General features: G+C 37.6%; 8 protein-coding genes and 1 pseudogene. 8 read left to right on the forward strand and 1 reads right to left on the reverse strand.

The genetic code is table 11. From position 1 onward, the window contains the following. The first annotated feature begins 13 nt into the window (after positions 1-13). Positions 14-190, forward strand: a complete 177-nt coding sequence (gene rpsU / locus HT732_RS07115) for a 30S ribosomal protein S21 (RefSeq protein WP_000048054.1) — start codon at positions 14-16, stop codon at positions 188-190. Between the two features lie 39 nt (positions 191-229). On the opposite strand, the gene HT732_RS10390 is transcribed toward rpsU, so the two are convergent. Beyond that, a complete protein-coding gene (locus tag HT732_RS10390) occupies positions 230-421 on the reverse strand; it encodes a hypothetical protein (RefSeq protein ID WP_077804892.1) in 192 nt (63 codons plus the stop codon). Positions 422-517: 96 nt separating this feature from the next. Here HT732_RS10390 and hprK point away from each other — a divergent pair, with 96 nt between their 5' ends. The 7 genes and pseudogenes from hprK to HT732_RS07155 form a co-directional block, all read left to right on the forward strand. Next, positions 518-1,453 carry an HPr(Ser) kinase/phosphatase gene (hprK, locus tag HT732_RS07125; protein ID WP_173254453.1) on the forward strand — a complete coding sequence of 312 codons (936 nt, stop codon included), beginning with the start codon at positions 518-520 and terminating at the stop codon, positions 1,451-1,453. After that, on the forward strand, positions 1,446-2,234 hold the full coding sequence (lgt, locus tag HT732_RS07130) for a prolipoprotein diacylglyceryl transferase (RefSeq protein WP_173254454.1): 789 nt from the start codon (positions 1,446-1,448) through the stop codon (positions 2,232-2,234). Before hprK ends, lgt begins: the two co-directional genes overlap by 8 nt. Then, a pseudogene (locus HT732_RS07135) lies at positions 2,235-2,661 on the forward strand (DUF948 domain-containing protein). After that, positions 2,634-3,029 (forward strand): YtxH domain-containing protein, encoded by a 396-nt coding sequence (locus HT732_RS07140; protein WP_173254456.1) that lies wholly within the window; start codon positions 2,634-2,636, stop codon positions 3,027-3,029. Before HT732_RS07135 ends, HT732_RS07140 begins: the two are co-directional and overlap by 28 nt. A 464-nt stretch (positions 3,030-3,493) precedes the next feature. Further along, complete coding sequence (locus HT732_RS07145; protein ID WP_173254457.1) at positions 3,494-8,818, forward strand: G5 domain-containing protein; 5,325 nt, start codon at positions 3,494-3,496, stop codon at positions 8,816-8,818. Positions 8,819-9,557: 739 nt separating this feature from the next. Then, entirely contained in the window at positions 9,558-10,424 is an 867-nt protein-coding gene (locus HT732_RS07150) for a YSIRK-type signal peptide-containing protein (protein ID WP_173254458.1), read from the forward strand. 266 nt (positions 10,425-10,690) lie between these two features. Beyond that, the coding region (locus tag HT732_RS07155) for a Rib/alpha-like domain-containing protein (protein WP_173254459.1) at positions 10,691-16,018 on the forward strand (5,328 nt) is incomplete at its 3' end.

A 16,018-nucleotide genomic window follows, 5' to 3' on the forward strand; every position in this document is an offset into this window, starting at 1 on the left:
GGGAGTGAAAAAAATGTCTAAAACAGTAGTACGTAAGAATGAATCTCTTGACGACGCACTTCGTCGTTTCAAACGTGCGGTTACTAAAGCTGGTACTCTTCAAGAAACACGCAAACGTGAATTCTATGAAAAACCTTCTGTAAAACGTAAACGTAAATCAGAAGCAGCTCGTAAACGTAAAAAATTCTAATTTGAAATGAAAGGCTGGAGAAATCTAGTCCTTTTTCTTTTAATACTCTTCGAAAATCTCTTCAAACCACGTCAACGTCGCCTTGCCGTAGATATGGTTACTGACTTCGTCAGTTTCATCTACAACCTCAAAGCAGTGCTTTGAGCTGACTTCGTCAGTCTTATCTGCTACCTCAAAACAGTGTTTTGAGCAACCTACGGCTAGTTTCCTAGTTTGCTCTTTGATTTTCATTGAGTATAAATAAATACTCCAAAGCCTGCAAAAATCTGAAATATCCTCCTACAATTTGATATAATAGTAAAAAGAACTCGATTGAAGGAGGAAATGATGTCGGTTTTAGTAAAAGAAGTGATTGAAAAGCTTAGACTAGACATTGTCTATGGCGAACCAGAATTGCTTGAAAAGGAAATCAATACAGCGGATATTACGCGACCTGGTCTTGAAATGACAGGCTACTTTGACTACTATACGCCAGAGCGGATTCAACTTTTGGGGATGAAGGAGTGGTCTTATCTGATCAGCATGCCTTCCAACAGCCGTTATGAAGTTTTGAAAAAAATGTTTTTACCTGAGACACCTGCGGTCATTGTTGCCCGTGGTTTGGTGGTTCCAGAGGAAATGTTAAAGGCAGCCAGAGAATGTAAGATTGCCATTTTAACCAGCCGTACAGCTACTAGTCGTTTGTCTGGAGAGTTATCTAGCTATCTGGATTCTCGTTTGGCAGAACGTACCAGTGTTCATGGGGTTTTGATGGATATCTATGGGATGGGCGTCTTGATTCAGGGAGATAGTGGAATTGGTAAGAGTGAGACAGGTCTGGAACTCGTCAAACGTGGTCACCGTTTGGTAGCCGATGACCGTGTTGATATCTTTGCCAAGGATGAGATTACTCTCTGGGGTGAACCAGCTGAAATTTTGAAACACTTGATTGAAATTCGTGGGGTTGGGATTATCGATGTCATGAGTCTCTACGGTGCCAGTGCTGTCAAGGATTCTTCACAGGTTCAGCTTGCTGTCTATTTGGAAAATTACGATACGCATAAGACCTTTGATCGTCTTGGCAACAATCCAGAGGAATTAGAAATTTCTGGCGTAGCCATTCCTCGTATCCGTATTCCAGTTAAAACAGGTCGTAATATTTCTGTCGTGATTGAGGCAGCTGCCATGAATTATCGTGCCAAGGAAATGGGCTTTGATGCGACCCGTTTGTTCGAAGAACGGCTGACAAGTCTCATCGCTCGAAATGAGGTGTCTAATGCTTGATCCAATTGCTATTCAACTAGGCCCTCTAGCCATTCGTTGGTATGCCTTGTGTATTGTGACAGGCTTGATTCTTGCGGTTTATTTGACCATGAAAGAAGCGCCTAGAAAGAAGATCATACCAGACGATATTTTAGATTTTATCTTGATAGCCTTTCCCTTGGCTATTTTAGGAGCTCGTCTCTACTATGTTATTTTCCGTTTGGATTACTATAGTCAGAATGTAGGAGAAATTTTTGCCATTTGGAATGGTGGTTTGGCCATTTATGGCGGTTTGATTACAGGGGCTCTTGTCCTCTATATCTTTGCTGATCGTAAACTCATTAACACTTGGGATTTCCTAGATATCGCGGCGCCTAGCGTCATGATTGCTCAAAGTTTGGGTCGCTGGGGTAATTTCTTTAACCAAGAAGCCTATGGTGCAGCAGTGGATAATTTGGATTATCTACCTGGCTTTATTCGTGACCAGATGTATATAGAGGGGAGCTACCGTCAACCGACCTTCCTTTATGAGTCTCTATGGAATCTACTTGGCTTTGTCTTGATTCTGATTGTCAGAAGAAAATGGAAGAGTCTCAGACGAGGCCATATCACTGCTTTCTACTTGATTTGGTATGGTTTCGGTCGTATGGTCATCGAAGGTATGCGGACAGATAGTCTCATGTTCTTTGGCCTTCGAGTATCTCAATGGCTATCAGTTGTCCTTATCGGACTGGGTATTTTTATCATTCTTTACCAAAATCGAAAGAAGGCCCCTTACTATATTACAGAGGAGGAAAACTAAATGTTAGAAGTTGCATATATTCTTGTTGCCCTAGCTTTGATTGTCTTTTTGGTCTATCTAATCATTACTGTGCAAAAGCTTGGACGTGTTATCGATGAAACAGAGAAGACGATTAAAACCTTAACTTCAGATGTGGATGTGACCTTGCATCATACCAATGAATTGCTGTCTAAGGTCAATGTCTTGGCAGATGATATCAATGTCAAGGTGGCAACGATTGATCCACTCTTTAATGCTGTTGCAGATTTATCTCTATCTGTTTCAGACCTCAATGACCATGCGCGTGTCTTGAGTAAGAAAGCTTCATCAGCAGGTTCAAAAACACTCAAGACTGGTGCAAGTTTGTCAGCTCTTCGTCTTGCAAGTAAATTTTTAAAAAAATAAAAAAGGAGAATCCTTATGGGTAAATTATCTTCTATCCTTTTAGGAACCGTTTCAGGTGCAGCTCTTGCCTTGTTTTTAACAAGCGACAAGGGCAAACAAGTTTGCAGTCAGGCTCAAGATTTTCTGGATGATTTGAGAGAAGATCCAGAGTATGCCAAGGAGCAGGTCTGTGAAAAACTGACAGAAGTTAAGGAGCAGGCTACAGATTTTGTTCTGAAAACCAAAGAACAGGTTGAGTCAGGTGAAATCACTGTGGACAGTGTCCTTGCTCAAGCTAAATCCTATGCTTTTCAAGCGACAGAAGCATCAAAAGATCGATTTAATAATCTCAAGGAGCAATGGCAAGAAAAGGCCGAAACTCTTGATGAATTAGAAGAGATTGTGATTGATATCAAAGAAGAAAAAATCTAGATTTGATGAGACTGGGCAAAAACTAAATTTTAGGAGAAAATGAAGTAGATCTTCCCACAATCAAACGCATAGTATCAAGGTTTTTCAAGACTTGATATTATGCGTTTTTTGATTTTAATACTCTTCAAAAATCTCTTCAAANNCTAGTTTCCTAGTTTGCTCTTTGATTTTTATTGAGTATAAAGACTTTTCGACAAACCTTTTTTAAAACACATGAGTGTTATGATTTTTTATGGTATAATGGCAGTGTTGAAAGTAAAATATTTACATTTTTTTATATTTTACTGATATTTTATTAACATGAAGCCATCCATTTTTCTATGATTAGAAATTAATGTGGTAGTTTATGATAAAGTAGAGGAAAAGCTCTAAAATTTTAGTCAAGAAACGATTTAGTATTCTGTTAAGGGAAAATATTAGAAGCCTCTATTTTGTAAAAAATAGCTAGAAAGAAAGTTGGTAAAATGAAAGATATTTTTAATAAACGTCAACGTTTTTCGATTCGAAAGTTTTCTGTTGGAGTGGCTTCTGTATTAATAGGAATTGCCTTGTTTACACCATCTCAGGGAGTGCTTGCTTCTACGGAAAATTCTCTACCTTCTGTGGAGAAAAGAGAAGCAGTACAACCTATATCAGATAATCAAAATAATCCTTCTTCTGAGTTAGATACCAGAGATGTTCCAATCGAATCTACAAGGACTACAGAACCCGGCACATCTGGGGATAAGGAAAATAATAGCTTGACCACAAGGGATTTCGTGGCGGGTGAAGACAGATCAAGCACACCAGCGGTGAGAGCAGCATCAAATACTTCCGAGGTTAAAAAGTATGAATTAACTGATGAGTATGCTAAGCAAATAAAAGCAGGAGTAATCGGTTCAGAAGGTAATAAGCTTGATAGTTTATTGTTAAACGGCCCTAAGTTAAGTCCAGAAGCCTATACAGATAATGATTACTTGAAGGATAAAGAAGAACTTTATATTTATGAAAAAGGCGGGAAAAAGTATGTAGGCTATAATAGTCATCCCTTATTAGAAGATACTGATGGTGATGGTATTATTGACAGTAACGAAAAACCCGATGAAAAATTAAAATGGAATGTCAGTGAGCGCGATATGATTATGTTCATGGAATTGTCCTACCGTGATGATAATTATATTGATAGAGTGCTGGATCATAAGAGACCCTTAACAGAGTCAGAGTTGTATAAAAAGAATGGTGACAGTAGACCACGTTATGAGTATATGATGATGAATAAGGAATTGGGGCCTTATTGGGAAAGGAAGAAAAGTTACCATACCTCCAGTGGACTAGATGCTGTCTTGTATGAAACTAAGAGTGATTTCTTATATTTACCAAATGGAACTGCACAAGTATTAGCCTTTCGTGGAACAAGTGATGCGAAGGATATAGGAGCTGATGTAACACTTGGATTAGGAAGCAATCCTCAGCAAGGGATAGATGCAGAAAATATCATGCGTGAACTGGCTAAAGATAAGAGTATCACCAATCTTTATTTGACAGGTCATTCTTTAGGAGGATATTTAGTACAACGGGCAATGGTTGAAGCTTATCAGCTGGCATATTCTGACAGCAGAGTCATGTCTCCTAAAGAGCAGTTGGCTTATAGAAACTTTTATAATAATGTATTAAAAAAAGGAACAACCTTTAATGCCCCAAAAGTAGTGACGAGTTTGGTTTCTGGTCGTGAATTTTGGCAAAAAGGTTTAGATAGCAAAAAAATAGCCAAGTCTGGTAAAATGACTCATTATATTGTTGATAATGATTCGACGATAAGAAAAGGCGTCAGCAATGATAGTGATGTTGTGATAAATGTTGGATCAACTAGCGGTGGACACAGTTCTCGTTCCTATTTTGAAGCCGATATGATTAATAGAAGACCAGAATTTATATCTGGGAAACGTATTTCTTTAGATGCAACTGGATATCAAAATCCAAAACTTACAACTATTAAATCTGTAGAAAAAGTTGGAGAAACTACTGTATATAGTAAACGCGGAGATGATATCATTAAGTCAACAACTGTAAGTATGAGAGATTCTGATACAGGACAGATTACTAACAATACACTTGATGAAATGTTTAAGAAAGATGGAGCCAAGTCTACAGTTGTCGTTACCCAATTTCAGCCAAGTGTACGTTATGAAAAAGATGCCACAAGGGCTAAAGAAGGAGCAAAAGTCACAGTATCTGGTACTCCAGGTACTAGTACAGTAACTACAACTTATAGTGTAAATCCTAACACTGGAGATCTGATTGCACATGTAGGACAACCAGTAGTTCAGCAACCGGCAATAGAAACAGTTGTCAAAGTCGCAGCCAAGGATGAAGTAGAATACATTAAAAAAGGAGACGACGTTGTTAAGAAGACAACAAGTTACACAGTAAACTCAAAAACCGGCAGTCTTACTTCGACTGAGAAGGAAGAAGTAGTCAATAGAGGTGGCGCGAGGGATATAGTTGAGTATAATTCAGTTGAACCCAAACCAGTTTATTTAAAAGATGTGAACAGTCCAAAAGGTACTGATACCGTTCAATTTCCAGGGAAATCAGGAAAAACTAAAGTCACCACAACCTATAGCGTAAATCCAGTAAATGGAACCCTAACTCCATCAAAAGGCAAACCAGAAGTCGTAACTCTACCAATAGCTAGAGTTGTAAAAGTGGGAGCGAAGGATAAAGTAGAAGTAGAAACAATCCCATCCCCAGTAACATACGAAAAAGATATTAGTCGCGAAAAAGGTCAAGATAATATTACTGTCCCAGGAAAAGCTGGAAGTAAGACCACCACAACGACTTATACAGTAAATCCAGACAATGGGGAAGTTACTCCAAATGTAGGGGAGCCAGTAATAGTAAATCCAACAGATACAATCGTTAAAGTTGCGGCTAAGGATAAAGTAGTAGAAACACCAATTGAACCCGCAGTGGTTTATGAAAAAGATGACACTCGTGACTTCGGTACACCAGACGAACGTAGAGAAGGAACAAAAGGAAAATCTGTAACGACTACAAGGTATGATGTTAATCCAAATAATGGAACAGTCACAGAACAGGTTGGTAACCCAGTGGTCACCCCAGCTGGTAAAACAATCGTTAAGGTTGGGGCTAAAACTAAGGTTGAGCGTAGCAAGGATGAGCAAGGTCGTGAAGTTATCAACACTACAACTTATGAAGTTAATCCCAAAACAGGTAAGGTAACTCCTACAACAGTAACTACTTACGGAACAAGGAAAGAACCAACGATTGAGAAGATAGTAGTACCATCTCCAGTAGTTTACGAAAAAGATGGTACGAAAGAAAAAGGTGCTGAAGCAACTACCGTTAAAGGTGAAGATGGTGAAGATACAATCACAACAACGTACAAAGTAAATCCAACAACAGGGGAAATTACCCCAACTGTAGGAAAACCAGTTCGTACGAAAGAACCAACTAATACGATTGTTAAAGTTCCAGCTAAGGATAAAGTAGAAGTAGAAACAATCCCATCCCCAGTAAAATACGAAAAAGATGCTAGTCGCGAAAAAGGCCAAGCTAATATTACTGTCTCAGGAGAAGATGGAAGTAAGACAACGACAACGACCTACACAGTCAATCCAAATAATGGGGAAGTTACTCCAAATGTAGGAGAGCCAGTAATAGTAAATCCAACGGATACAATTATCAAAGTAGCAGCGAAAGATAAAGTAGTATACTCTAAAGATGGAGATAACATTGTCAAAGAAGTTACTACCTATACAGTAAATCCAACCAATGGAAACATCACAGAGCATACAACAAAAGCAACGTTTAAAGAAAACGGATTGAAGGATAAAGTAGACGTAGAAACAATCCCATCCCCAGTAACATACGAAAAAGATGCTAGTCGCGAAAAAGGTCAAGATAATATTACTGTCCCAGGAAAAGCTGGAAGTAAGACAACCACAACGACTTACACAGTAGATCCAAACAGTGGAGAAGCTATTGCACATGTAGGAGAGCCAGTAATAGTAAATCCAACAACTACTATCGTTAAAGTAGCAGCGAAAGATAAAGTAGTAACTTCTAAAGATGGAAATAACATTGTGAAGACAGCAACTTCATATACAGTAAATCCAGATAATGGAAACATAATAGAGCATACAACAAAAGAAACCTTTAAAGAAAATGGAGCGAAGGATAAAGTAGAAGTAGAAACAATCCCATCTCCAGTCAAATACGAAAAAGATACTAGTCGAGAAAAAGGTCAAGACAATATTACTGTCCCAGGAAAAGATGGAAGTAAGACCACCACAACGACTTACACAGTAAATCCAGACAATGGGGAAGTTACTCCAACTGCAGGAGAGCCAGTAATAGTAAATCCAACAGAAACAATCGTTAAAGTCGCAGCTAAGGATAAAGTAGTAGAAACACCAATTGATCCCGCAGTGGTTTATGAAAAAGATGACACTCGTGACTTTGGTACACCAGATCAGCGTACGGAGGGTGAAAAAGGTAAAACAGTTACTACAAGCACTTACGATGTAGATTCAAACGACGGTCATATCACAGAGCATCTTGATACAGTGGTCACCCCAGCTGGTAAAACAATAGTTAAGGTTGGAGCTAAAACTAAGGTTGAACGTAATAAGGATGACCAAGGTCGTGAAGTTATCAACACTACAACTTATGAAGTTAATCCCAAAACAGGTAAGGTAACTCCTACAACAGTAACGACTTACGGAACAAGGAAAGAAGCAACGGTTGAGAAGAGGGTGGTACCATCTCCAGTAGTTTACGAAAAAGATGATACGAAAGAAAAAGGTGCTGAAGCAATTACCGTTAAAGGTGAAGATGGTGAAGACACTATCACAACAACCTACAGAGTAAATCCAACAACAGGGGAAATTACCCCAACTGTAGGAAAACCAGTTCGTACGAAAGAACCAACTAATACGATTGTTAAAGTTCCAGCTAAGGATAAAGTAGTAGATTCTAAGGATGGAGATCATGTTGTTAAGACAGTAACTACTTATAGAGTTGAACCAAATACAGGAAATATTACTGAGGATATAAGTGTTCTAATTTATAAGGAGTATATTTTAGAAACAGCTAAATTGGATACACCTGCACTTCTTATCACTAAGTGGGTTGATGAGAATGATAATGATCTAAAACCAGCGGATGTCAAAGAACCATCTACACTAGGTGGTGCTAACGAGGCATTAGAAGCGGGTGAAATCGAAGAATATGTCTTTTTAAGAACAGAAAAAGATGAAGAAAAGCATACTGTTAAACACATCTTCAAAAAAGTTTCATCTAATAGATTAATAGGAATTAGTAACCATGAATCTAGTAACCATGAATCTAGTAACCATGAATCTAATAATCATGAAACTAGTAATCATGAAACTAGTAATCATGAAACTAGTAACTATGAAACTAGTAATCATGAATCTAGTAACCATGAATCTAGTAATCATGAAACTAGTAATCATGAATCTAATAATCATGAAACTAGTAACTATGAAACTAGTAATCATGAATCTAATAACTATGAATCTAGTAACCAAGAATCTAATAACCCTCAACCAGTGCAATCTGATAATACGGAACGTGAACCTGAGAAAATGACTCCAAGTGGACAAGTAGGGGAAACAGCGAACGATACAACAGCCAAATCAAATGAGTCTCAAAATGTATTGCCAAATACAGGAACAGAATCAAATGCGACTCTTGCCTCTCTAGGACTTCTTGGTATTCTAAGTGGTCTCGGTCTTGCTCTTGGAAAGAAAAAAGAAGACTAAAAATTTAGTCAAAATATGAACGGTTCATTGTTAAGTGGACAATGAAATATTAAACAACAGCCTTGTTCCTCATTTCAAGAGGTACAAGGCTGTTGTTGTATTTTTGAAAAAGTAGATATTAATATTCGTACCAAGATATAGTGGATTGAAATAAAATATGCACAAATAGATTAAGGTATTTAGAAAAAATTTCTAAACATAAATTAGAAGCTGTATTGTACTATTATAGATTCAATGCACTACATCTAAAAAATTGTGTTGTTTCAACTCCGAATTCTCAGTTTTAAAGTGCCAAAAGAAGTTCTCAATATGTTCGTTATGAATGCATTTACCAATCTGAGATATAGAGTATGTCATATGAAATTGCCTAGATATCATTCAATATTTTTGAGACGGATTTTCTACTAGATTCAACGACTATGAATCAGCTACTATGATATGTGATAATAGGGAGTGATTTATCATAAGTATAATATAATAATCGCTGTATAAAAATTATATATTTTGAACTGTTTGATAGAATAAACTGGTTTATATTTGATTAAAAATAGTAAAACTGGTATAATTGAGCTGTGATAGCTGTGATAGCTGTGATAGCTGTGATAGCTGTGATAGCTGTGATAGCTGTGATGTTATTAGCAAATACTAGTCATCATAGTGATTTTTATAACTTAACTCTTTTTTGAATTGAAGTTATAAAAATTGCTTTTTCTATATTATATTGCTCTTAGGAGGGAAAATGGAACATAAAAATAAGTCATTAAGTCGAATTAAACGTCATCAAAGTGATAAGGTCTTGCGCTATTCTATTCGTAAGTATAGCTTTGGTGCGGCTTCAGTAGCTGTAGCAGCACTGATGTTTTTAGGTACGCATGCCGTTAGTGCGGATGCTGTAGATACTCAAAACCAACCTACCATAGGCGCACCGAATCCAAATGAGGAGGAAGCGCCTCTGATAGAGCCTGCTCCAACATCAAAAAATGAGGAAATCAAGGAAACTGAAAAAGTTGAGGTAGCTAAGAAAACTGAGAAAATAGAAGAACCAGCTGAAAATCAAGAAGCCCTAGAGGCTAATCCTCTAACTAACGGCACATCTACTAGCACCAAAGCTGTAACTGAAGATGCTAGTGGTGATAAAGTGGCAGAGAAACAAACACTAGATAAGACTAAATTACAGGCTAATATTACAAAAGTTCAAGAACTCTTGGATAAAGTCAACAAGGAAAAAGCTCCAGCTTCAACCCTTGCTGCAATCCAAGCAGATTTAGAAAATGCTAAAAATGCATTAAATAATAATGAGTTGACACAAGCTGAAGTAGATGCGGTAGCTAAAACTCTTAGCGATAAATTGTTTATATTATCTTCAATGCCTAAGCTTGGCGCTCCTGAAAAAGTAGTAAAAGAAGGCAAAAATACGATTGCTAATACTGGATCTCATGACTCACGTAATGGTCTAAGTATGGGTGAAGGAGTTCGATTTAGAGCGGATGATGTACGAGTAGAAGGTCCGTTGTACAATGTTAAAGAGTATATCTCAGAGGAAAAAATAGTGGTGGTGGAACAACTACTGATGAACGTATCCGAACAATTGATAAAACATTCATGACGGCAAAATATAGCCAAGAAGGCGGTAAGAAATATATTACTTATGATGTTTACTTCCAAAATGATGGTATAGCTTTGAGTGGAGCTACCAAAAATGCATTTTGGTTCTACCCACCTCGTGATCTTTTGTATAGTAGTGGTAGTTATCCTGTAGGAGTTATTTCTGATGCTTATTACGAACGTTATCAAAAAAATGCAGGAGCAACAGGAAGACTTTCTCATAATCCTAATAATTTTACTAGAGTAGGTGAAAGATATACAGTCCCGTTGGAGAGATTGGCAAGTAATAGTTATCAGGATTCAGGCTCACAAAGCCTATGGGGAGATGCAGGTGGTCTTTTTCAGATGAGTGGTGGTCCAACCAGAGATGATCAGAGACAACAAATGTTGAAACAATTGGAAGGTAATGAGGACCTAAATCGTATTATTAAAAATTCTGATGGGTCTTATCCTAGGGCGTCTTATTCTCATCTGTTAACTATATCATCTAAGCAAAATTATGCCTATAAATTTCATATTAAGGTTCGTTTGAGAGATAATGTTACGGATACACAAGCCCAAACAGCGGGGACAATAGCCGTAACTGCTAAAGCGGGACTTGCTACAAATGCGCTTCAGGCATATGTGTATGCTGCTACTGGAACGAGATTGGAAACCAGACCAGATAAGCAATTATATCCTATAAAAGGGAAAGAAGTTACAAAAACAGTTGGGGATTCTCTTGGAGATGTAAGTAATCCTGTAGCATCAGATTTTGTAGTTCGAAATGATGATACTAAAAACTTTCCTGGTGGTATGCGTTGGAATTGGACAAATGGACAACCGAGTACAAGTACTGCAGGAATATTTAAGTATAATGTGACTGCAACATATTCTGATAATTCATCAAATTCGGCAACTGCAACACTAAAAGTTATACCTAAAACACCTGTAATTGAGCAAAGTTCAGTTAATGAAAAAGCAGGGGAAAAAGGACAAAATGTAGTTGTAACTGTACAAGATGGAGTTCCTAATGGTTCTACAGTAACATTATATAGTGGTAATACAGTTATCGGAACAGGAACAACAAGTGGTCGAACAGCTACTGTTAATGTTTCTGGAGCATTACCGTCAACAGCGATTACAGCTAAAACAACTGTAACAAGTAACAATGGGACAGTTGATTCAGCGCTTAGTGAACCTGTTACACCAACAGAAGTGCCTGACAGTGTAGCGCCAACAGTATCAATTAACGGAAAAGCATTAACAACAAATGCGGATGATAATCGTTTTATTATTTATCGTGGAGCAAACTTCAATCCTACATTTAGAGTTCAAGATGATAAGAATAATGTCACATTATCCATTACAGGTCTTCCTAATGGTGTGGGAAATGTTTCGACAAGTGGAAGTAAGGATTTAAGCTATACAATTCCAGAAAATACTGTAGCAACTGACGCTCCGTTTGGAGAAAGTACTGCAACTGTGGTTGCAAATGATGGTCGTAATAGTGCAACATATAAATTCAAATATCGTGTGGTTGATGTACAAGCTAAAGATACGCCGAAAACTGTAGCTATTAATTCTACACTAGGTAATGCACAAAATTATCTAAAAGTGGTTGATAACAATACAGGAACTGAAGCGTCTAAGTATCTACCTGATGGAGTAACGTACAAGTGGTTCGATTCTACAACTTTTGGATATGCACCTAATAGTACAGTATTATCTGAAGCAGGTACAGTTAGTAAGTATTATGCAACAGCAACTTTCCCACAATCTAATACAGTTAAGAAGACGATTGATAATGTGGAACATACTATTTATTATCCAGCTAATACCCCTCGTGCTGTTGTTTTCAATGTTCAAGATAACGTAGCTCCAACAGTTAAGTTAACAAATGTGACGTGGAATAATACTGTAGAAGAGTTAAAAACAGATGCTAATACATCTCCAATGGTGACGATTTTCCGTGGAGCAAAATTAAATCTACCATTGTCGTTTTATGATAATGAGACAACAGGTCGAGTGAATCTTAAATATATAAGTGGTTTACCAAGCGGCGTAACATTTGGAGGAACTAATAATCAATTAACAGAAACTGGAAAAACAGAACAATCGCAAGGACGACACACGATAACAGGAGTTGTAGCTTCAAATGCAACACTAGGTGATACTGTTGTAACTCTGAAGGTATCTGATGCACAAAATGGTGATGTAAATTCTGGTAACCAAGCAGAATTAAAATTCCGTCTAAGAGTGTTGGATTTAGATTTTGAAGAAGCGCGTTCAACGCAACCAAATCAGCCATCCATTACAGTGAATGCTACAGCAGGGCAAAATCTTGAAGATGCGAATAATTATTTAACAGTGAATGATGGTACGAATCGTCGAGATAATTTCCCTAGTGGAATGACATTCCGTATGGTGGATAGTACTACGAACACGGTTATTTCTAAGTTGCCTGATGCCCCAGGTCGTTATGTTGTAAAAGCAAGAGCTTATTTCCCAGTAGGTTATGCTGGAACAAATGAAGTAAGTGAAGTAGTAACAGGGAATACCGATAGTCAACTTAATGGGCGTCGTTATATGGAGAAAACTATTAATTTTGTTGTAAAACCAACAGCTCCAACAATAACGCCAGTAAATGGGGATGTTACAATCACGCCAGCAAATGAGACGAATGTAAATACATTAAACTTCACTTATATCCATCCAAATGGTTCTACACAAAATATTACAGCAACGAAAACAGGTAGTACATGGAGCTTAACTAATGCACCAGCAGATGGTGTCACAATCAATGGAAATACGGGTGTAGTTACAATTAAAGACCGTGCGGTGAAAGATAATCAAACAGTAACGGCAAAATCTGTAACAGCAGGATCTACTCAGGCTGATCGTGTAGAAAGTGATATAACAAATGGAACTTCTCCAGCAGGGGATACAGAAAGACCGAAGTTTGTATTCCAACCTGATGCTAATCCTAGCACTGGAGAAAAAGTAGTTGAAGGTGGTAAACAAATTGTTTATGTAACACCAACTGAAACTACAGATATTACTGTCGGTAGTGTAACAGATAACTCAGGTAAGTTATTAGAAGTTAGGATTTCAGATCAAAGTCAGAGAGATTACACTTTAGGACTTGGATCAGGAGTTACTAATAATGAAGTTGTTCGCGCAGACAATACAGAGATAGATGCACCGAAACCTGTTACGATTACAGGTACAGTTGCGAAATTAAATGGAACAACTGCATGGCGTAATAATGATGTTATTACTCGTTATGTACAAGCAAAAGATGCGGCGACAAATGAAATAGACACTCAAGGAAACTCAAATCAAGTTACGTTCAAAATCTTAACACAAGCAGCGAAATACACACCGACAGTGGGAACGCAACTGTTGAATAAAGATGTTACAGCAAATGGTGCAAAAGTAACCGCGGATGAATTTACTGCAATTAAAAATTCAATTACGTTCACAGCAGAACGTGGTACCGTGAAAATCAGTAATGCAGCTAATAACAGAACTACTGGTCTAGACATTACTATGAAGGACGAGGGAGCAATTAAGCATGATAATGCAGGCTACTATGTAGAGGCGACTGTTTCTTACCCTGATGGAACTAGCGAAGTAGTTAGAGTGAATGTAGATAAATCTGACAAAGAAGCTCCGAAAGTTAAACTACATGGGGTTGAACTAAAAGAAAACAGTACAGAAAATCCTAAATTTATCGTATTCCGTGGTGCGAAATTTGACCCAACATTTGAAGTGACAGATAACGCAAACCCAATCACATCTCTAAATGCAACTGGATTGCCAACTGGTACTTTTACTAAAACCGGAAGTTTTGCTAGTAGAACAGAAATTCAAGTCACTGAAAATAATATTGTTCCAACTGGTGATGCATTAACATTAGGTGAACACGAAGCATCAGTTACTGTTAAAGATGCATCAAACAATGAAAAAACATATAATTTCAAATATATTGTTGCAGATGTAGAAGTGAAAAATACTCCAGAGACAGTGGCTTTAGGAACGAAATTAGTTGATGCTGCAAATTCGAGAAATGGAAAAGATGCACATAACTATGTAAAAGCAGTAGTTGCATCTAATGTGGATGGTGATGATAAGTATTATCCAAGAGATATGTCATTTAATTGGTCTAAGGATGGTGCAAACGTATCAACAACTACTACATTTGACACACCAGGAATCGTAAAATATAAAGCTGTAGCAGATTTCTATGGTCTAGGTGGAATCTATACTAAAACTGTTGACGGTGTAGGAAATAACATTAAAATCTACGCACCAGATAAGATTGAAAGAGAAGTAACCTTTAAAGTTCAGCCAACAGCGCCGACTGTTTCACAATGGCAAAATGGTAACTTGAAGGTAACTCCAACAACAGACCATGATAAAGTTACAATTCCATTAAAAGACGGTTCTGTAACACTAGTGAAGAAAGCTACTGGATGGGAAGTTGAAACACCAAAAGAGGGTGTAATCGTACGAGGCGATTCAGTAGAAATTCCTAAAGATTTATTAGGAACAACAATAACAGCTAAAGGAACAAAAGGTACAGGAGATTCAGCAGTAGACTCTGAAAATGCACCGTCATATACTTTATTATCTCATACTGTTAATAAAGCAGATATCATTAAGAAACCGACAGACACAATCGCAACAACTGATTTATCAGGAGCAACAGGTGTTACAGGTGTTACAGATAATAATGTTAATAAAGCTTATGCAAATGCAGGAATCACTTCAGTAGAATTTACGAATGGAACTCCAACTTTAACACCAGACAGCGAGCGAAATGTACCAGTAACGATTACTTACAATGATGGTTCTAAAGAAAATGTTGATGTCACACTTAAAGTTGCACCGGCAGCGCCTAATGTTACGGTAAACGCACAAAATAATAAAACAGGTGATGTAACTCTAACGATTAAACGTCATGATAATTCTAATTATCCAGATGATTCAGTAGTTACTGTACCTGGAATAGATGGAACGTTTAAAGTCAAAGATGGAACAATTACAATTAAGAACGACCAACTAAAAGATACAGTTCAAACAGGAAAAGTTACTGTAACAGAAGGAACAAAACTTCCGGCAGAAACGAGTGATGATAAGCAGATTCCTAAGAAATTAGTACCAAGTGGCACACCAACGTTTACAGTAGGCAACCAAGATCCAACAGACGGTCATGTAGATGTAACAGTAAGCGGCGTACCAGATGGCACAAAAGTGACATTACCAGGTGTTAATGGAGAGAAAGTCGTAACAGGTGGAAAAGTAACATTAACAAATAATGACTTACCAGAAACACCTCAGACAGGAAAAGGAAGCGCGAAAGAAGAAGGTAAACTTCCAAAAGAAGGCACAAGTGACATCACAATTCCTAAGAAATTAGTACCAAGTGGCACACCAACGTTTACAGTAGGCAACCAAGATCCAACAGACGGTCATGTAGATGTAACAGTAAGCGGCGTACCAGATGGCACAAAAGTGACATTACCAGGTGTTAATGGAGAGAAAGTCGTAACAGGTGGAAAAGTAACATTAACAAATAATGACTTACCAGAAACACATCAGACCGGAAAA

The sequence above is a fragment of the Streptococcus sp. 5346 genome, assembly GCF_013277455.1.
GTDB lineage: Bacteria > Bacillota > Bacilli > Lactobacillales > Streptococcaceae > Streptococcus.

Coding starts and splice junctions, on each gene's coding strand:
- HT732_RS10390 (WP_077804892.1), bottom strand. CDS start 421: ATGAAAATCAAAGAGCAAACTAGGAAACTAGCCGTAGGTTGCTCAAAA.
- HT732_RS07150 (WP_173254458.1), top strand. CDS start 9,558: ATGGAACATAAAAATAAGTCATTAAGTCGAATTAAACGTCATCAAAGT.
- HT732_RS07140 (WP_173254456.1), top strand. CDS start 2,634: ATGGGTAAATTATCTTCTATCCTTTTAGGAACCGTTTCAGGTGCAGCT.
- lgt (WP_173254454.1), top strand. CDS start 1,446: ATGCTTGATCCAATTGCTATTCAACTAGGCCCTCTAGCCATTCGTTGG.
- hprK (WP_173254453.1), top strand. CDS start 518: ATGTCGGTTTTAGTAAAAGAAGTGATTGAAAAGCTTAGACTAGACATT.
- HT732_RS07145 (WP_173254457.1), top strand. CDS start 3,494: ATGAAAGATATTTTTAATAAACGTCAACGTTTTTCGATTCGAAAGTTT.
- rpsU (WP_000048054.1), top strand. CDS start 14: ATGTCTAAAACAGTAGTACGTAAGAATGAATCTCTTGACGACGCACTT.